Source organism: Paenibacillus sp. FSL R5-0486 (assembly GCF_037975155.1).
Taxonomy (GTDB): domain Bacteria; phylum Bacillota; class Bacilli; order Paenibacillales; family Paenibacillaceae; genus Paenibacillus; species Paenibacillus amylolyticus.
The window spans coordinates 2,110,005-2,127,921 of record NZ_CP150237.1 but is presented as its reverse complement, the minus strand read 5'-3'; the positions used below and the strand labels follow the sequence as shown (position 1 = coordinate 2,127,921).

The following is a 17,917-nucleotide window of genomic DNA, read 5'->3' as shown; positions in this document are numbered from 1 at the left end:
TTATTTTATTCCACAAAAATACCGCTCAGAATATCATTAGGGAAACCTTATGGTCTCTCTCCAACGTATATTCCAAGCGGCGCTGTGCTAATATGAACACTCTATGAGATGTATATATTATTATTTCATTTTAACCACTGCTCACTTCTAATTCAGAGGTCTGTATATGACGCCTAGCTGATCCAATTCCTGTCCTGCTCTTCCATAAAATCCGGCAATGTACCACCCCGCTGGTGCCTCAAGTTTGATTTGATCCGAGGTCTTTTGTCCGCCTTCAACTTTATTTCCAAGATTGGTGGACAACTCCACGTAAAAGATCCGTTTATCTCCATTACGTGTCCCCTGACCAATTGTAGCCTGAGTTAAGTACTCTCCGTCTGCCAGGTTCAGTGTGACAATGTTGGATTGACCACCATGTGCTAGGTTCGTTCCATCCCTGTACAACGTTGAAATGCCGTCTACACGGTTGCCCGAGTTAAGTACCACTGAACTAGGTCTGGACTCCGGAATATGATTTAGATCATTAAACCCACTTCCTCCAGATCCTCCGATTGTTGAACTTAGTTGGTACTGAGAAGATGTGCTATACACAAATTCCGCTGTAATCGGATAATGATCGGAGAGTTGCTTCCCACTCGGATCAACAAATGTTTGATTTTCTAACCGATAGCTCTGTGCATTAAGGGACAATGCTTTACTTCCGCGATACAAAATTTTGTCCACGATCTCATAGTTGGGTCCATTTAAATTGCTTGCATCCATAAGGGCTTCTCCATCAGCGGGAATACTCCCACCTCGAATCAAATCGATCCACGGGTCTCTTAAACCATTCTCAGACATGAGTAGCTCTATATTGTCATCGGCACGGGTGTACCGTGTATTGGTATCCCCAAATACGATAACTGCGTTCCCGTCCGAGTGCTCCTTTATGTAATTGGAGAGTTGTCTGATATTATCTCGTCTGGCATCAAGCGATTTATCATCGCTACCCGCGTCCGCATGCAAGTTGTACACGTCCACTTTCACCTGAGGTGTGATCTCATATGTAGCTGCTGTAAATCCTTTTGGAGTCAATTCATCACTTCCATTGTCAAAAAGACCAGATCGCTTATCCCAGGTAATACGTTTCAAGTCACGGAATGGATATTTGGACAGACTGTTCAACCCACTTCCAAAACCCGCAATTCCGCTTGTTGTCGTCAGATACGGCAGAGTGACTTGGGATATCAACTCATTATGATAATTAAAATCCTCTTGCACATTAATGATGTCATAGTCATTTAATTTTGGGGAAATCTGAACGGTGTACTCCTTGGGGTTGGAACTGGATACCAGCTCCGGAAGGCCACCTACATTGTAACTAAGTACGTTGAATGAACCCGATACCGATCCACCTTCTGCAGCACTCGCCGTTGATAAAAATAACGGAGAGCTCGTAAAGGCAACAACAGCAGACAATACCAAGGCTGCTCCTTTTTTAACTATACTTCTTCGCATCATACCCCTCCTCATATTAGAATCTAATCAAATATATGTAATATTTGTTAATGGTAGAATAACGCTGGTCTATTCATTTGTAAATATACAAATTGAACTAAAGAATATTTCCGCTTGCCACTCCGATAACAGAATAACCTTCTGATCACTGTTATCCCCAGATTTTTTGAATAAAAATACCCCCTAGAGAGACTTTTTAGAAAGTCTGTTCTAGAGGGTATTCGATCACATAAAACGATATCTACCGCTTAACATCAGCAACTAGCTTCAGCTTTACGGCTTCGAAAGGCGCTACATTGGATTAACCAATGGAACCTTCCATTTCGAACTTGATCAATCTATTCATCTCAACGGCGTATTCCATTGGCAATTCCTTCGTGAATGGCTCAATGAAGCCCATGATAATCATCTGTGTTGCTTCTGCATCAGTCAGACCACGGCTCATCAGGTAGAAGAGTTGATCCTCAGACACTTTGGATACTGTAGCTTCATGCTCCAGCATGATGTTATCATTCATGATTTCATTGTAAGGAATTGTATCTGATGTGGACTCATTATCGAGAATGAGTGTATCACACTTGATGTTGGATTTCGCGCCCTCAGCTTGACGCCCAAAGGAAGCCAAACCACGGTAAGTTACTTTACCACCATGTTTACTGATGGATTTGGATACAATCGTAGATGTTGTATCTGGAGCCAAGTGGATCATTTTCGCACCTGCATCCTGATGCTGGTTTTTACCAGCTACAGCGATGGAGAGTACGGAACCTTTAGCTCCACGGCCTTTCAGTACAACCGCTGGATATTTCATCGTCAGTTTGGAACCGATGTTACCATCGACCCATTCCATCGTTGCATTTTCTTCAGCAACCGCACGTTTCGTAACGAGGTTGTAGATGTTTGGTGCCCAGTTTTGAATCGTTGTGTAACGAACACGAGCATTTTTCTTACAGATGATCTCAACAACCGCACTGTGCAGTGAGTTCGTGCTGTAGATTGGAGCTGTACATCCCTCTACATAGTGAACGAAGCTATCTTCGTCCGCAATGATGAGTGTACGCTCGAATTGTCCCATATTCTCGGAGTTAATCCGGAAGTAGGCTTGCAGAGGTACTTCACATTTAACGCCCTTAGGCACGTAGATGAAGCTTCCTCCGGACCATACCGCACTATTCAAAGCAGCAAATTTGTTATCTGCTGGTGGAATAACCGTTGCAAAATATTCACGCAGGATTTCGGGATGCTCTCTGAGAGCCGTGTCCGTATCCATGAAGATTACACCTTGGTCTTCCAATTCCTTTTGCATGTTGTGGTATACAACCTCGGACTCATACTGAGCCGATACACCTGCAAGGAACTTTTGCTCTGCTTCAGGGATACCCAATTTATCAAAGGTTTCCTTGATTTCGGAAGGAACTTCCTCCCATGTTTTACCTTGTTTCTCCGAAGCACGCACATAGTACTGAATTTCATTGAAATCCAATCCGTCTAGATCTCCGCCCCATTTTGGCATTGGCATCTTTTCGAATTGTTTCAAAGATTTCAAACGGAATTCCAACATCCATTCCGGTTCGTTCTTAATCTTGGAAATTTCGGTAACCACTTCTGCAGTCAGACCTTTACCGGTTTGAAAGATGGATTTGTGCTCGTCGCGAAAACCATATTTGTACTCTTCCATTTCTGGTGCTTTTTTAGCCATCTTGCTCTACCTCCCTATCGTTATTGTACTTTGTTCTCTTCGTCAATCCCTTTGCGTAATGCATTCCAGGCCAGAGTGGCACATTTGATGCGTGCAGGGAACTTGTTCACACCGGATAGGGCTTCGAGATCTTCATAATCGTCGAAATCGACTTCTTCACCTTTCATCAGTGAGGAAAAACGGTTAGCGATATCGAGTGCTTGTTCCATCGTTTTGCCTTTGACGGCCTCTGTCATCATCGATGCAGAGGACATGCTGATGGAGCAGCCTTCACCCGTATATTTGGCTTCCTGGACGATTCCGTCTTTCAGCAAAATTTGCAGTGAAATCCGGTCGCCGCACGTTGGATTGTTCAAATTCACCGTGACAGCGTCATTATCAAATGTTCCGCGGTTACGCGGGTTTTTGTAGTGGTCCATTATAACACGTCTGTACAGATCATCAAGTTGCATCGCCAAAATACTCCTTTGTCTGGATTAAGGCGCTGACAAGCCGATCTACATCTTGTTCGTTATTGTATAGATAGAAGCTGGCACGAGCTGTTGAGCTAACTTCAAGCCAGCGCATTAGCGGTTGACAGCAATGGTGTCCGGCACGAATGGCTACGCCACTCGCATCCAGCACAGTTGCCACATCATGCGGATGAACATCCCCCAGATTAAAGGTAACAACACCCACATGCCGCTTGGCTGGGCCATAGATGGTTAACCCATCGATCTCGGCCAGTCGTTCTGTTGCATAAGCTGCCAGCACACTCTCATGATGTGCGATCTCATCCATACCAATCTGCTCCAGAAAATCAATGGCAGCTCCCAACCCTACCGCACCTGCGATAATCGGGGTTCCACCTTCGAACTTCCAGGGAAGCTCTTTCCAGTTGGATTCGTACAGACCCACATCATCAATCATTTCACCACCGAACTCAATGGGTTCCATGGACTCCAGCAGCGCCTTTTTGCCGTAGAGTGCACCGATTCCGGTTGGTCCGCACATTTTATGACCGGATAATGCATAGAAATCACAGTCCAGATCCTGAACGTCCACCTTCATGTGAGGTGTGCTTTGTGCGCCATCAACAACGATGACAGCACCATTGCGGTGTGCAATTTCAGCAATTTGTTTCACAGGATGGATCAGACCCATAACATTGGATACATAAGCGATTGCTACAATTTTAGTATTGTTCGTAATCGTCTTCTCGACATCAGCCAATTCAATATGACCGTCAGGCTGAAGCGGAATGTATTTCAATGTTGCACCTGTCTCCTTGGCAACTTGCTGCCAAGGAATCAGGTTACTATGGTGCTCCATTTGCGTGATAACAATCTCATCGCCTTCTTTGCAATTGGCGCGGGCGTACGATGAAGCCACCAGGTTCAGGGCTGTCGTTGTCCCGCGGGTAAAGATAATCTCCTGTGTACGGCGGGCATTGATAAACTTGGCTACCTTCTCACGTGCGCCTTCGTAAGCGTCCGTTGCACGGCTTCCAAGGGTATGAACACCACGGTGTACGTTGGAGTTCTCATACTCATAATAATGTTTGACTGCTTCAATCACAGCATGAGGCTTCTGTGAAGTTGCAGCACTATCTAAATATACGAGCGGGTGTCCGTTAATTTCCTGGTGGAGGATCGGGAACTGCTCGCGAATGGACGGGTTCATTGTCCCAGCTTCTTCTCAATCAGGGACTGCAATTGGGTGCGCAGTGCTTCCAGAGGAATATCCGCCACCACCGGAGCCAGGAAGCCATAGATGATCAGGCGTTCGGCATCCGTACGGTTAATTCCGCGCGACATCAAGTAATGAATCTGCTCGGCATTGACTTGACCAACAGAAGCCGCGTGACCTGCTGTTACATCATCCTCGTCAATAAGAAGGATTGGGTTGGCGTCTCCACGTGCTTTAGGGCTCAGCATCAATACTTTCTCTGTCTGCTGTCCATCGGCTTTGGTAGCGCCTTTCTCAATCTTCGTGATTCCGTTAATGATTGCAGAAGCTTCTTCACGCATAACTGCACGTGTAATCATCTGGCTTGGTGTATTCTTGCCGAAGTGACGAGCTTCTGTGGTGTAGTTGATTTTCTGCGAACCGGAACCTACAGCGATGACTTTGGAATCAGAACTTGATCCATTGCCTTTCAGCACGGTCATCGTGTTGCTCGCTGTGTCGCCGTTGTTCATTTCGCCTACAATCCACTCGATGGAAGCATCATTCTCCAACACTGCACGACGGAATGAAACATCAGTTACATTTACACTCAGTTGATGAACCGATGCGAAACGTACTTTAGCACCGGACTTTGCGAATACTTCCACAACACCATTATGGAAAACAGGTGCGGACAATTCGCCAGATACATAGTTATCAACATAAGTTACTGAACTGTTTGCTTCTGCAACTACAAGCACGTGAGGTGCAAACGTTGCAGATGCGTCGTCCGTAAGCAACACTGCTTGCAGTGGTACTTCGATTTCGACATTTTTCGGAACATACAGGAAGACCCCGCCATTCCAAAGTGCCGCATGCAATGCAGCGAGGGAATGCTCATCCGCTTTCACTGCTGTGTTCAGATATTGTTTTACCAGATCGCCATGTTCGCGAACCGCTGTAGCCAGATCCGTGAAGATAACTCCTTTTGCTGCCAGATCAGCAGACACCTTGGAGTATACCGTACCGGAATTGCGCTGGATAACCAGACTGCCTTCAGCCTGATCCTGAACCAGATCTTTGATAGAAGCAGGTACTTCTGTCAAAGAAGAAATAGCTTCACTTGTTTTATATGTTCCGTACTCGCTGACATTCCAGCGTTCGATTTTTTGTTTTTCCAGTTTAGGAAGCGCAAGCCCGCTCGCAAGCTTTAAAGCTTCAAGCCGCTGTTCGGTCAACCAGCCGGGTTCATTGTTGCTTTCCGACAAGGCGCGAAGCGCTTCAGATTCAACCGGAAGAATTGTTTGTGTAGTCATTAATTAATCCTCCTCCGTTTTGTCTTTACGCTTCTTGGCCTACAGTTTCGTCTGTAATTCCCAGCTCTGCCTTTACCCAGTCATACCCTTCCGCTTCCAGACGGTGAGCCAATTCAGGTCCGCCGGATTTCACGATACGACCTTGCATCATTACGTGAACATAGTCAGGCGTAATGTAGTTCAACAGACGTTGGTAGTGAGTGATGATCAGGAAGCCACGGTCTTCGCTCTTCATAGCATTCACACCGTCAGCCACGATTTTCAAAGCATCGATGTCCAGACCGGAGTCAATTTCATCAAGTACTACGATTTTCGGATCAAGCAGCATCATTTGCAGAATCTCGTTACGTTTTTTCTCACCACCGGAGAAACCTTCATTCAGGTAACGGTGAGCAAACTCAGGGTTCATGTCGAGTTCTTTCATTTTACCTTCCATTTGACGAATGAACTTGATCAGGGAGATCTCGTTACCTTCGCCACGACGTGCGTTAATTGCACTACGCAAGAAGTCGGAGTTAGTAACACCTGCAATTTCACTTGGGTATTGCATAGCCAGGAAGAGACCTGCACGTGCGCGCTCATCTACAGCCATATCCAATACATCTTCACCATCAAGTGTAATTTTACCGTCTGTTACTTCATATTTAGGGTGACCCATCAATGCAGAAGCCAGAGTGGATTTACCTGTTCCGTTTGGTCCCATGATTGCGTGGATTTCTCCACCTTTCATTTCCAGGTTGATGCCTTTCAGGATTTCCTTACCTTCGATCGTCGCTTTCAGACCTTCAATGACGAAATTCGTAGCCATGTGTATTGTTTCCCTCCATTGATTAAATTGATGTTAGTTGTCGAAAACGAAAAAGCGCCTATTATATCTGAACAGGGCTTCCCCTGAATTTCTCCTGTACTCGATTCTTAAAGCAAGAACACTTTAGAATAATTCTAAACTGATTCTCAATGATAATCAAGTCATTTCCTAAGAACCTTTGTCCCTTGCATGAAACCTTATTCTTTCTGATTCTATAGTAAAAGACAAATTGAATCAAATCAGAAAACATCTTAAGCACAAATGCACAGTGAGAAAAATCACAGCAATTCAAGCTTTTATGGCATCTGCTGTACACTAATCTAAAAAAAGGACTCATCCATATTATGGACAAGTCCCTCCATTAAATAATGTTACCATTTACAATTTGAGCCTCTCGTTAATCTTCTGTACCTGTTCGTCAAAATCCGCAACGTCCACCACCGGCGTCATTTCGCGCGGCACCGGACCATTCGGAATAGAAATCCATGAACGGCAACCATTATATTCAGGCAGTACGGGGATTTCCATCGGTTCTTTCAAAAGGTACACACGTAAAATCAATACATGGAGCGGATCTTTCCGTTTCCATTTCAAACGGTCTTCGGCAAAATCCGCTGTCCACATATGAAAGTCAAGAAGTCGATCCAGCATCTCCTGATCTCGTATCTCCAGGTCCTGCGTTACTTCGGCATATGCAGTAATACGGATTGTCGAAGCTTCGGGCACCCATTCGGCCAGTGATTCTTCAACATAGGATTGATCCGAGGACTTAATCAGTTCTTTACGCTGATGTTCATAAGTCGGATACAGGTAAAACGCCGGACTTTTCAGCTCAAAATGTCGGGTTTCCTCTACAATCCCACCTTTGCGCATCACCATAATCTGGCGACCCGTTTCCAGTGCTTTGATTGCAGAAGCCCATTCTTTTAAAGCCGGTATCGTTGGTTCTAACATAAGCGGTCCCCTCCCCTATCGTTCTTGTCAGCAGTATAGACGCTCAGGGCGTTTCTGACAACATGATCGGGGATCAGAAAGCTTACGCAAGAGACCCACTTGTATTAGGCGAAATCTTGGCTATATTAACCCAGGAAAGAGCGAAGCATCCACATGTGTTTCTCCAGGTCAGCCTTAAAGCCTGTCAGCATATCGGATGTTGGTTGATCTTCAGCTGCATCTGCAACTTCGATACCTTCCTGATATTCATTCGAAAGTGTAGCGAAGTCCTCGATCAGGTTTTGCACCATTGTTTTTGCGTCTTCTCCGCCTGCTGCCTCCTGGATAGAGGAAAGCTCCAGATACTCTTTCATTGTAGCCGCAGGGCTACCTTTCAGCGTAAGGATACGCTCTGCGATTTCATCCATTTGTACTGTAACTTCGTTGTAGAACTCTTCGAATTTCACATGCAACGTGAAGAAGTTAGGTCCTTTAACGTACCAGTGATAGTTATGGATTTTAACATACAATACGTTCAGGTTAGCTACCTGACGATTAAGTACTTGTTCCACCGATTTTGCTTGATCTGTTTTGTTTTTTGTAGCCATATTAATCCCATCCTTTATTTAAAATTAGTCTGTCATGCCATGATAAGCAGGTTGTCCCGCAATGCATAACAGAGAGTTAATAATGTGTCACCACATGTAGTGGAGAGGCTTGTTAACGGCGTTTCTCTCAACCGTCCGGCCTATTTGTTTTTACCCTTGAACCGGAAGTTCGAATCAGGATCGACTTGACTTGTCTCAAAAAAAAGTTCAAAAACCGCGTTATTTCCGATATACTGACATATACCAAGCAAAGAAGTGGGTTTTCCTGTTTCTTCATATATATGGAGGTGGCACCTTTGTCCCAATATCGCCCGTTTACCCCCCAGGATGCAATTGAACTGGCCAAAACATTACCGGGTCCATTTGCGGCAGATGCGAATCTGGATTGTCACGAGATCGGCGATGGCAATCTGAATTTGGTATTCCACATCACGGATCAGAACTCCGATAAAAGTATCATTATCAAACAGGCGCTTCCTTATGCGAAAGTGGTTGGAGAATCATGGCCGCTCTCTCTGGTACGTGCCCGCATTGAACGTGAGATTCTGCAGGAAGAGTATCGTCTGTGTCCAGGGATGGTACCCGAAGTGTATCATTACGATGATGACCTCGCGTTAACGGTTATGGAAGATCTAAGTGATCATGTGATCATGCGTAAAGGCCTGATCGAAGGTGTTTCCTATCCTCTTTTTGCACAGCATATTGGGGAATTCATGGCAAGAACGTTGTTCTTCACATCAGACTTGGGCATGGATCAGCAATTGAAGAAGGAACAACAGGGCAGATTCATTAATCCGGACCAATGCAAAATAACGGAGGATCTGATCTTTGATGAACCCTATCGGATCGCTGAGAAAAATAATTATGATGTTTCCATTGAGGACGAGGCTGAAGCCCTCCGCACAGATGGAGAACTTCACCTTGAAGTGGCCTTACTGCGGGAAAAATTCCTAACACATGGGCAGGCATTGCTTCATGGAGATCTGCATACAGGCAGTATTTTTGTTACACCTGAATCAACCAAGGTCATCGATCCCGAATTTGCATATTACGGCCCCATGGGATTTGATGTCGGTGCAGTCCTCGCAAACCTGCTCTTGAATTACGCATCCCTGCCAGGATGGATTCAGGATGAGACTGCTTTGCGTGAGCGTGAAACGCTTTTGCTGAATATGGTTCGTGATGTATGGACTGAATTCGAATCTCGTTTCCGTGCCCTCTGGGTTAATAACCTCGTTGATCCGATGGCAAAAACGCCAGGGTATCAGGATCTATATGTGCAACAATTGTTCAGAGATTCCATTGGCTTCGCAGGTGCCAAAATGGTTCGTCGTATCGTGGGACTCGCTCACGTGGCGGATATAGATACCATTCCAAATGCAACTGAACGTGAACATGCTCAGCGTAAAGCATTGTCCATTGGTAAAGCGTTGATCAAGAACAATCGTTGCTTGAATACCATCGGCGAAGTACTGGATATTGTATCCACAGCTGTTACTACTACTAAGGTTTAACATAAGGAACGGAGGAACCACCCATGACAACCCCTGAATATCAGCCTCTGTCCTCTCTCATCTGGAAAAAGGACAAGCTTGAAATGCTTGACCAGCGTCTGCTGCCCGAAACGATCCTCATGTTGAAATTGTATACACCCGAGGAAGTATGGGAATCCATCCACTCCATGAAAGTGCGCGGTGCTCCGGCGATTGGTATTGCTGCTGCATTTGGTGTTGTATTGGGTGCCAAATCATATGACGGAACAACCGTTCAAGGTTGGTTGGATCACGTAAAATCCATATGTGCTCATCTGGCTACTTCCCGACCAACAGCGGTGAACCTTTTCTGGGCACTGGATCGCATGATGCAAAGAGCAAATGTGGTCGTTGAATCCGGGCTCAGCCTGGAAGAGGGCAATGATGCTCTTGAAGTAGAAGCTCTGTTGATTCAGAAAGAAGACGAAGAAGTATGCCGCATGATCGGTGAGAATGCACTGCCATTGTTCGAAGATGGTATGGGTGTACTCACTCACTGTAATGCAGGTGGACTGGCTACTGCGAAATATGGTACGGCAACTGCTCCAATGTATCTCGCACAGGAACGTGGCATTCACCTGAAGGTATTTGCAGACGAAACTCGTCCCGTACTTCAAGGTGCACGCCTGACTGCATTTGAGTTACAGCAAGCCGGCATTGACGTTACGCTGCTCTGTGATAACATGGCAGGCATGGTGATGTCCAAAGGCTGGATTCAAGCCGTTATCGTCGGAACTGATCGTGTTGCTGCGAATGGCGATGTAGCTAACAAAATCGGAACATACAGCGTGGCTGTGCTTGCCAAAGCTCACAATATTCCGTTCTATGTAGCCAGCCCATTGTCGACTATCGACTTGTCCACTCCATCCGGGGACCTCATTCCGATTGAAGAACGCGCTGCGGAAGAAGTCACTGAAGGATTTGGTAAACGTACAGCACCGCAAGGTGTTAAGGTATACAATCCAGCATTTGATGTAACGCCTAACGAATATGTAACAGCTATTATCACGGAAAAAGGCGTTGTTCGCGCACCTTTCCAAGAAAATCTGGCTGCCTTGTTCGCGAAGGAAGAAGCTTAATTTAATAGAAAGCGTTCGTGTGTATAGAGGTGGGAGCTACGATGTGCCAGGCTCTGTATTACGGCGTTAAATAAGGGCTTCCCATAGGGAGCCCTTTTGTTAGTGCTTAGATCATTTTCAACAAAGCCTCTACACCCGTCATGCCAACCGTAATGCCAATGGCCTCGGCTTCTGTTGTCACCGACTCCATAGGTGCATGCAACAATTGCTCCAGTGTACGCACACCAACCGCCCGAGCTGCAATAATTTTGCGATCCCCGAGCTTCTCATTAAGTAACCCCACGTCGAGTGCTCCGCACATGATATATCCTTTGGATGTGTTAATAGTCAGCAACGTTGTTTTGGGCAGCTTGACTTCTACCCCTACCAATACATGTTCTCCAACTACAATGGGCTCCATCGTCACCATAATTTCCCGATCCACCTCCTCTTCCACAGGTCACGATAATTGTATGCCTCATTCTGGATTGTCGTGTGGACACCTGCCGTGGTTGAGAAAATGTAGGTACTTACAGTTCAGACAGTGTTTGTCATGATACATTATAGAAGAATATGGAGGAATTGATATTTTGACTGCCAAGTATTACCTAAGAGTGGGAATGAGCATGATTATCGGACTATAAAATGGCTCCAAATGAATGGGGAAATTTCATAGGGAAATATCCAAACTTTAAAGAAACAGTGAACCGGCGAGATCTGTATCCTCCATTTGAGAGAGCGGTGCCTTTCGTGAAAAACTCCTGAAGCAAGCCATTCAGATTTTCATTGGAAGCCCGCGGCCAGAGGACTAGGAGGAAGCAAAATAAACCCTGAGGTTTAACTGTAACCTCTAAATAATAAGACTTGATATCGTACAGCATGATCAATCATTTTTTGATGATAGTATAAATTTAAATTATACAAGGGGAGCACTCCCCCCCTTGCGCATCACCACACCAAAAATTTCAACTATGATTAATACTTCACCCAACCATTGGTGGCATTCATATTTTTTTTAGTAGAAGTTGTATAGTAATACTTATTAGACGGTGTTGAAGCTTTAATGTTAATTCCTAATGTATCACTAACAAAACCTAAAGATGCGGTTGCTCGCATAGTCCAAGTCCCTGTGGCATTAAAGTATCCCTCTGAAATGTACCCCGGACTATTATTTGATGTCTCACTTAGAGTGAATCCTGGATTCCGATTTAGATGTCCTTGGATTACTTGAAGAGGCTTAACAGCTGCATTTCCATTGTGCTCCCAACTAACTGTCAAAGTTATTGTGGATGTATCTACACCAAATATGCTCAATTTCTCTGACCTGCTCACCGATGCCGCTTGATTAGCTCTAGCCGCAAAAGCGCCAGCTGATAATTGATTTGCTTGAACTTGATCAGTAGAACTGGACTCTATTTCAATTGGTATTTCTTGATTAGAGCTTTTATACGATGAAGTTTCGTTACCAGACAACATTTCGCTCATTGCATTTACATATTCTTCTGAAAAAATAAAACTTAAGAAAGCTTTTTGTTTAGTTGTTGGTAAACTATTAAACTGCTCTAATGTCTGAGTAGCTCCAGTATCCCCATCATTAATAAGTTGTATCAAATACTCTGTATATTGCTCAGGTGTATATACTTCAGGTTCAGGAGTATCTTTCGCAGATGCCATGGATGCAAATATCGTTGTTACTAGAATTAGTGCAAGAGCACTCTTTGAGAATTTCCTTAACATTGAATCATTTCCTCCCATTTGGTTAATATATTAGTATTGGCATGGTGATTTATATACGTTACCATTAATTAGGTGATTTGAAACAGTTATACTAAATTATCATCAAGAAGGTGGAGGATAATATGAAAAAATATACCCTACTATGGGCCGTTCTTGCTGTCATAGTAATACTAGCAATTATGTACATCTTTACTGATATAGCTTGAAAAAGAGATCATTGAATTTATTTCTCTCAAATGTCCTCCTCACGCTTTCAAGGACATTTATAAAAAGGATAATTGCAGTTGATTTATTTATTAAAAAAATGATTCCTGTGGTTATACCCATAGTAAGCTCAACTCGGATTTAAAAGTATACATTCGTTGTTACTTTTGAGTCCGATTACTTTCAGGTAGATTTCATAAAGTTAACAAAAGAATACCTGTTCTCAGATTAACACTAGAGTTTCAATATTTATATAAGACGAATCTCGTTGGTTAAGATTGTCGTGAGATAATTAAAGTTCTCCGTCACAATGACGGTGACTAGCACCTATATTAAAAATTGAAAGAGGTCGTTTTTAAGCAAAAACATAAACTTAATCTGCAATTATGCAGTAAACTTAGTAGTCCTATACTCGGTTTAATTTAACAGGTAGTATGTTGAACATACATGCTTTTTAGGTACACTAATCATATTTGAGCCGTGAAAACTGTATGTCATTGTGTCCAGCCTACCTTAAAACATTTGCTCATCATTCTTTAATCGTCTTATCTCCATTAACTCTCTTCTAATCCCCAGTACACGTCTATGAAGTACACTTCGATCTATTGATTCAGCTACCGACTTTTTGAACTGGACATCCATATCACTTAATTGCTCCTGAGCTAGTTTCTTTTTATGTATTGGTTTAACTAGAACTTTTGTAGTTTCAGGCTTGATAGGCTTCAATCTTTTCTGCTTCATAATCTGTTCAAATACACTGTCCCCTTGATGCATGGTCTTCATTCCTTAATGTGTGATGAACACATTGTATCATAATGAGAAGACGACTGTTACACAATAAAGTACAGATGCTTAGGGATGGACATGAGCCTAAACGTAAAAAAAAAGAGGGCCAACGCCCTCTTTGATGATGTACTCATTTTATAAAATGTAAAAATACGCTTGATTTCCTGGACTCTTCACAATTACTGTGGTCACTAAATCACCGGCATCCCGTTTACGGATACTTGTGATCGAATCTAACTCTACATTCGCAATAACTCTTGGTAAGACATACGCGGCCAGATCAGGCTTGGAAATTGTCACTTCAGTAGCCATATCGACAATCTGTCTCACATCTACTGTAGACTGCATATCCTTCCAATCTCGCACCTGAAGATAGCTATCCAAGTATTCTCTTTCCTTGATACTAATGTGTGCATCCAAAACATCCATATACTTGACCTCAATGCTGGAAAGCACATCAGGTCTTGAAATATATAATTGCCCAAGCTGTTCTTCCAAATAAGGAATCTCAAGACTGCCTGCCCTCTCATCATGATCTAATGCTCTGACTTGAAGAACACTATTCAGATCAGGGTTATTAACCCTAATCTCCGAAATCACAGTCGAATCACCGTCGTACATGACCGTAAGCAAAGACCCCAACGTTGAAGTTGCTTTTATATAATTGGAGACTTCCAATGAAGCATGAAGATCTGGTACGGATACAATTAAACTCGTATCCCGTCCATCATCGAGCAGCTGTGATATCGTTAACGTACTGACTAGAGACATTTGTCTATCTACCGTAATGACTGAAGGCAAGTCAGGATGAGACACTGCGATTTCTACAGTTTTTTCGTCGTCCAGACCTGTTCTAACGGCAAGATTACCGTCTGTATCCTTAGTTGTTCGTATAGCAGTAATGAACTGCGCATGAAGCTCGGGCTTAGAAATAGAAACCCATGTTTCCTTCTCTTCTGTCCTACTTTCAGCAATAGAAATGTTCGAACCTAGTTCTGCATCTATACGTTTAGCTATTGTCAGATCTACATCCAGGTACGGACGGCTGACCGCGATTACTTGAGGTATATCATGATGCATGTGATCCTCATAACGGTGGACGTACAACTGAGATTTGAGCCAGTCCAGCCCAATATCACTGTGTACAACTAACGTTGAAGCTATGTCCTTGTGACCTGCACCATAAATAAAAATTTCACTTTCGATTTCGGTTCGACCAATGGAATAGATTTGAGAAGTGATATATTTGATCTGCAAAACAGGTGGTTTGGAAGATTCACGAGTGTTGAAATATATCGGCGTGTTACCGCTAGACTGAATAATCATTCCAACATTCGAAAGAATACCTTCTCTCCACATTCGAAGCAATGCCATCATATCAAACTCAACATAACGTTCAGTCGTATCCAGGATATAACTGGACGATAAGAGCTGAATGGACTGAGGTCTGTTCGCATACGTAATCCCGTACTCACGCCACAGTGTATCCGGCTGATGTAGCTCAATGTGTGCTTCAGGTGCCAGGGTTCCTGTGTAATATAACCTCAATTTAGCTTCTTCCAGATATAACAGATCAGGTATTTTAGTATCCAGATCACCGAAATGTATAAATGATTCGAATTGCTCTATCTCGTCTCTGCCGATCATCATACGCTGTGTATCACCAAAGTTGATCGTTTGCAGGTGAGTTTGACTTCGCGTGGTTGCATCAGCAACAGGCTTCAGGTTAACAGTCATACGAGGTGCTTCAAATAATTCATATTTGCCGTGTGCACGGTTATGTGGTCGAACGTACAACATGCATTCAAGATCAACTTTGGATGCCGCTTGAATGGTTGCGCTCAGATCCCCTTGCGACCTGTACATCACCGATAGCGAATTGCTCAATTCCTGTGACCGTCTGACACGTACGGATACACTAGAGACGATCTCGGACACTTTTCTTGTAGCAGCTATTAGGGTTGAAGACAGTTCTTCATCCACCTGATTGTACAGAATATACTTTGCTGTAAAACGATTTTCCGGACTTTTAATATGTATATAACTATCTAATAGAGTCTCACCGTTATTAATTCCACTCACTTCCTGTCTCATTGTATTGAGAGCTACACCCGGTCTGCTGTGACCTTCATTTCAAAATTGCCATTAGGATTCGGCTTGGCATGAATATCCGTTGCGATACGAATATAAAAATCGATGCTATCCTCCGGTTGAATCAGACCATAGGTCAGATAATCGATCGGAAGAAACGGGTCGGCCTGTCTGGATAATTGGACTTCAACACCATCCGTTTCGAATTTCTTATCCATCTCCAGGTAAACATGATCCACAGCATAACCAAGCAAGTTTTTGATTCTGACTTTCTTTGTTAACGTCGTCTGTCCGGCAATGATCACCCCATAATCAAGTTGTTTCAAAATACCACCAAAGGTATCTGAAAGAAAATCTCCAGACTCGTCCATAAACATTAATCCTGAATACGATCCGATAAACTTGATTTCCCGTGAGTCTACGGCACCCCAATAATCCTGAAATTCAACCTTCAATGTATTCTCTTCGCCAAAATTAACATTTCTCTCGTCAATATTGAGTTCAATATTGAATGGAGATGCTGCTAGTCGTGTAAAATTGCCATCCGCCGGATAATACGTTTTACCGTTCAACAAGACGCGGTATTTAACCTTGCCCTGATCTGCATCATCCAGCACACCTGTAAGTTTGTTTCCAGAGAAGATCAGGTCGATTGTGGCTGTGGTGTTTAACAGTTGCAGTGACATATCTCTAAACTCCACTGCATGTCGCGGTGCATCAACGACCATCTTCACTTCGTCAAGCGAATAGCTGTTTTCATAGTGCTTACTGCTATCGAAGTAGTAGGCAATTCGAGTTAAAGCTATTAGATCCTTTTCAGGGATGGCGTTGAGTGTGTCCAGGTTCATTCCTTTTCTTTTGAATAACGTTGTATCCTGGATATCCAGATCAAGCCACTTGTTGAAACGGTATGTCTTCCATGTGAGCCCTGAGTCGAACGAAGCAGCCATTCTTAATATACCTTCCGGACTGTTCTCCGTTACTTTCGTAGCGACAACCTTTTTCACGTCTCCATATAACGCTATGTCTGTTGGTTGCACAATTAATTGTTCAAACGGTAGCGCGTCATACGTTAGCATCATGTCCCGATTTCCGGCAATTACCTCTTCATCATTCGTCCACGTAACCACGTCAAAATCTCCCTCAAGTTCATCCAATGGGGAGTAGTTAGCCGTGATATTTAGTTCCGCTGAAGTTTTGGATGGATCGTCTGTGTAGTATAGAACATCCACACTGTCACCCAACTCGTCGTATATTGTAAAAGGTTCGGTTTCGATTGTAATCTTTGATTCGGTTTGATTCGGGTCATCTGTGTATTCGATGATTTTGATCTCTTTGTCTTCCCATTCTTCGGCTAGGGTGAAGGGATCAGTTTCGATATTGAAAGATGCTTCTGTTTTGGTTGGGTCGTCCGTGTAGTAACATAGTTCTACTTCACCTTGAAGTTGTGACCATGCGGATTCAGGGATTATTGATAGATCATTCATCCCTACGTTTAGATAGGTCTGTTCATCAACATGAGCATCTATATCTATCCATCCCGAGCTGTAGTATTTGTATTTGGAATTATTAAATATCAACACTTTAGAAATTGATACAACCTCTTTAAACTCCAACTCAGCAACAATATATGTCTTTGCACCATTTATCTCTGAGTATCCATGATTTGAAGTGACTACAATCTTGTATCTCTTAAAATCTTTTGAATTGGTTGGTAAATTAAATACTCTTTTTTCGCCAGAAGCCCACACCGTCTCAGTACTTTTTTCCAACAATTTTACAAATCCCGAATTTGAATCGGTTTCTGTACCATGTACCTCAAATGATTTAATAGACAGCCTACTGTCAACTTCACCGAATGTAATTGCTAGTGAATGTATTTTAGTTGCTTTTTGAAAAGAGCAATGGATCTCTGAGTTTTGACCAGATGGGTTTCCTGTAACTAGTTTCACGGTTGTAGATATAAGATTATCATAAAAAAAATTAGCATTCGGTGTATCC

General features: G+C 43.4%; 15 protein-coding genes. 2 read left to right on the top strand and 13 right to left on the bottom strand.

Annotation, left to right across the window (positions count from 1 at the left end; genetic code table 11):
• Nucleotides 1-147: 147 nt before the first annotated feature.
• The 8 genes from MKY01_RS09665 to MKY01_RS09630 all read right to left on the bottom strand — a co-directional run bounded on the left by MKY01_RS09665 (nucleotide 148) and on the right by MKY01_RS09630 (nucleotide 8,508).
• On the bottom strand, nucleotides 148-1,500 hold the full coding sequence (locus tag MKY01_RS09665; protein ID WP_282322084.1) for a jacalin-like lectin: 1,353 nt from the start codon (nucleotides 1,498-1,500) through the stop codon (nucleotides 148-150).
• A gap of 298 nt (nucleotides 1,501-1,798) precedes the next feature.
• Nucleotides 1,799-3,196: a Fe-S cluster assembly protein SufB gene (sufB, locus tag MKY01_RS09660; RefSeq protein ID WP_036669904.1), complete on the bottom strand. Its 1,398-nt coding sequence runs from the start codon at nucleotides 3,194-3,196 to the stop codon at nucleotides 1,799-1,801.
• Nucleotides 3,197-3,216: 20 nt separating this feature from the next.
• Nucleotides 3,217-3,648, bottom strand: a complete 432-nt coding sequence (sufU, locus tag MKY01_RS09655) for a Fe-S cluster assembly sulfur transfer protein SufU (protein ID WP_017689537.1) — start codon at nucleotides 3,646-3,648, stop codon at nucleotides 3,217-3,219.
• Nucleotides 3,638-4,858 carry a cysteine desulfurase gene (locus tag MKY01_RS09650; RefSeq protein WP_017689538.1) on the bottom strand — a complete coding sequence of 407 codons (1,221 nt, stop codon included), beginning with the start codon at nucleotides 4,856-4,858 and terminating at the stop codon, nucleotides 3,638-3,640. The genes sufU and MKY01_RS09650 overlap by 11 nt, the downstream gene beginning before the upstream one ends.
• Nucleotides 4,855-6,159: a Fe-S cluster assembly protein SufD gene (gene sufD, locus MKY01_RS09645; protein ID WP_036609929.1), complete on the bottom strand. Its 1,305-nt coding sequence runs from the start codon at nucleotides 6,157-6,159 to the stop codon at nucleotides 4,855-4,857. Before sufD ends, MKY01_RS09650 begins: the two co-directional genes overlap by 4 nt.
• Nucleotides 6,160-6,184: 25 nt before the next feature.
• On the bottom strand, nucleotides 6,185-6,967 hold the full coding sequence (gene sufC, locus MKY01_RS09640; protein WP_036609931.1) for a Fe-S cluster assembly ATPase SufC: 783 nt from the start codon (nucleotides 6,965-6,967) through the stop codon (nucleotides 6,185-6,187).
• A gap of 378 nt (nucleotides 6,968-7,345) precedes the next feature.
• Nucleotides 7,346-7,921 (bottom strand): DUF1802 family protein, encoded by a 576-nt coding sequence (locus MKY01_RS09635; RefSeq protein WP_315370736.1) that lies wholly within the window; start codon nucleotides 7,919-7,921, stop codon nucleotides 7,346-7,348.
• Nucleotides 7,922-8,046: 125 nt separating this feature from the next.
• Nucleotides 8,047-8,508 (bottom strand): Dps family protein, encoded by a 462-nt coding sequence (locus tag MKY01_RS09630; RefSeq protein ID WP_017689542.1) that lies wholly within the window; start codon nucleotides 8,506-8,508, stop codon nucleotides 8,047-8,049.
• A 296-nt stretch (nucleotides 8,509-8,804) separates the two neighbouring features.
• On the opposite strand from MKY01_RS09630, the gene mtnK reads away from it, so the two are divergent.
• Both mtnK and mtnA read left to right on the top strand, forming a co-directional pair.
• Nucleotides 8,805-10,022 carry an S-methyl-5-thioribose kinase gene (gene mtnK / locus MKY01_RS09625; RefSeq protein ID WP_339286357.1) on the top strand — a complete coding sequence of 406 codons (1,218 nt, stop codon included), beginning with the start codon at nucleotides 8,805-8,807 and terminating at the stop codon, nucleotides 10,020-10,022.
• Between the two features lie 23 nt (nucleotides 10,023-10,045).
• Complete coding sequence (gene mtnA, locus MKY01_RS09620) at nucleotides 10,046-11,119, top strand: S-methyl-5-thioribose-1-phosphate isomerase (protein WP_282322085.1); 1,074 nt, start codon at nucleotides 10,046-10,048, stop codon at nucleotides 11,117-11,119.
• 106 nt (nucleotides 11,120-11,225) lie between these two features.
• On the opposite strand, the gene MKY01_RS09615 is transcribed toward mtnA, so the two are convergent.
• From MKY01_RS09615 to MKY01_RS09595, 5 genes are all read right to left on the bottom strand, one after another.
• Entirely contained in the window at nucleotides 11,226-11,528 is a 303-nt protein-coding gene (locus MKY01_RS09615; RefSeq protein ID WP_076252362.1) for a DUF1805 domain-containing protein, read from the bottom strand.
• A 545-nt stretch (nucleotides 11,529-12,073) separates the two neighbouring features.
• Nucleotides 12,074-12,835, bottom strand: coding sequence for a hypothetical protein (locus MKY01_RS09610; RefSeq protein WP_076318347.1), 762 nt, complete (start codon nucleotides 12,833-12,835; stop codon nucleotides 12,074-12,076).
• 717 nt (nucleotides 12,836-13,552) lie between these two features.
• A complete protein-coding gene (locus MKY01_RS09605) occupies nucleotides 13,553-13,813 on the bottom strand; it encodes a hypothetical protein (RefSeq protein WP_127544339.1) in 261 nt (86 codons plus the stop codon).
• A 147-nt stretch (nucleotides 13,814-13,960) separates the two neighbouring features.
• The gene (locus MKY01_RS09600) at nucleotides 13,961-15,919 is read right to left on the bottom strand and encodes a DNRLRE domain-containing protein (protein ID WP_282322087.1); all 1,959 of its coding nucleotides are present in this window, start codon (nucleotides 15,917-15,919) and stop codon (nucleotides 13,961-13,963) included.
• A gap of 11 nt (nucleotides 15,920-15,930) precedes the next feature.
• Entirely contained in the window at nucleotides 15,931-17,688 is a 1,758-nt protein-coding gene (locus tag MKY01_RS09595; RefSeq protein ID WP_339286351.1) for a hypothetical protein, read from the bottom strand.
• Nucleotides 17,689-17,917: the final 229 nt, after the last annotated feature.

What these genes read in the sequence shown, in the direction of transcription:
- sufU (WP_017689537.1), bottom strand. Translation starts at nt 3,648, where the DNA reads ATGCAACTTGATGATCTGTACAGACGTGTTATAATGGACCACTACAAA.
- MKY01_RS09605 (WP_127544339.1), bottom strand. Translation starts at nt 13,813, where the DNA reads ATGCATCAAGGGGACAGTGTATTTGAACAGATTATGAAGCAGAAAAGA.
- sufD (WP_036609929.1), bottom strand. Translation starts at nt 6,159, where the DNA reads ATGACTACACAAACAATTCTTCCGGTTGAATCTGAAGCGCTTCGCGCC.
- MKY01_RS09650 (WP_017689538.1), bottom strand. Translation starts at nt 4,858, where the DNA reads ATGAACCCGTCCATTCGCGAGCAGTTCCCGATCCTCCACCAGGAAATT.
- MKY01_RS09615 (WP_076252362.1), bottom strand. Translation starts at nt 11,528, where the DNA reads ATGGTGACGATGGAGCCCATTGTAGTTGGAGAACATGTATTGGTAGGG.
- MKY01_RS09665 (WP_282322084.1), bottom strand. Translation starts at nt 1,500, where the DNA reads ATGATGCGAAGAAGTATAGTTAAAAAAGGAGCAGCCTTGGTATTGTCT.
- mtnA (WP_282322085.1), top strand. Translation starts at nt 10,046, where the DNA reads ATGACAACCCCTGAATATCAGCCTCTGTCCTCTCTCATCTGGAAAAAG.
- MKY01_RS09635 (WP_315370736.1), bottom strand. Translation starts at nt 7,921, where the DNA reads ATGTTAGAACCAACGATACCGGCTTTAAAAGAATGGGCTTCTGCAATC.
- MKY01_RS09600 (WP_282322087.1), bottom strand. Translation starts at nt 15,919, where the DNA reads ATGAGACAGGAAGTGAGTGGAATTAATAACGGTGAGACTCTATTAGAT.
- sufB (WP_036669904.1), bottom strand. Translation starts at nt 3,196, where the DNA reads ATGGCTAAAAAAGCACCAGAAATGGAAGAGTACAAATATGGTTTTCGC.
- sufC (WP_036609931.1), bottom strand. Translation starts at nt 6,967, where the DNA reads ATGGCTACGAATTTCGTCATTGAAGGTCTGAAAGCGACGATCGAAGGT.
- MKY01_RS09610 (WP_076318347.1), bottom strand. Translation starts at nt 12,835, where the DNA reads ATGTTAAGGAAATTCTCAAAGAGTGCTCTTGCACTAATTCTAGTAACA.
- MKY01_RS09630 (WP_017689542.1), bottom strand. Translation starts at nt 8,508, where the DNA reads ATGGCTACAAAAAACAAAACAGATCAAGCAAAATCGGTGGAACAAGTA.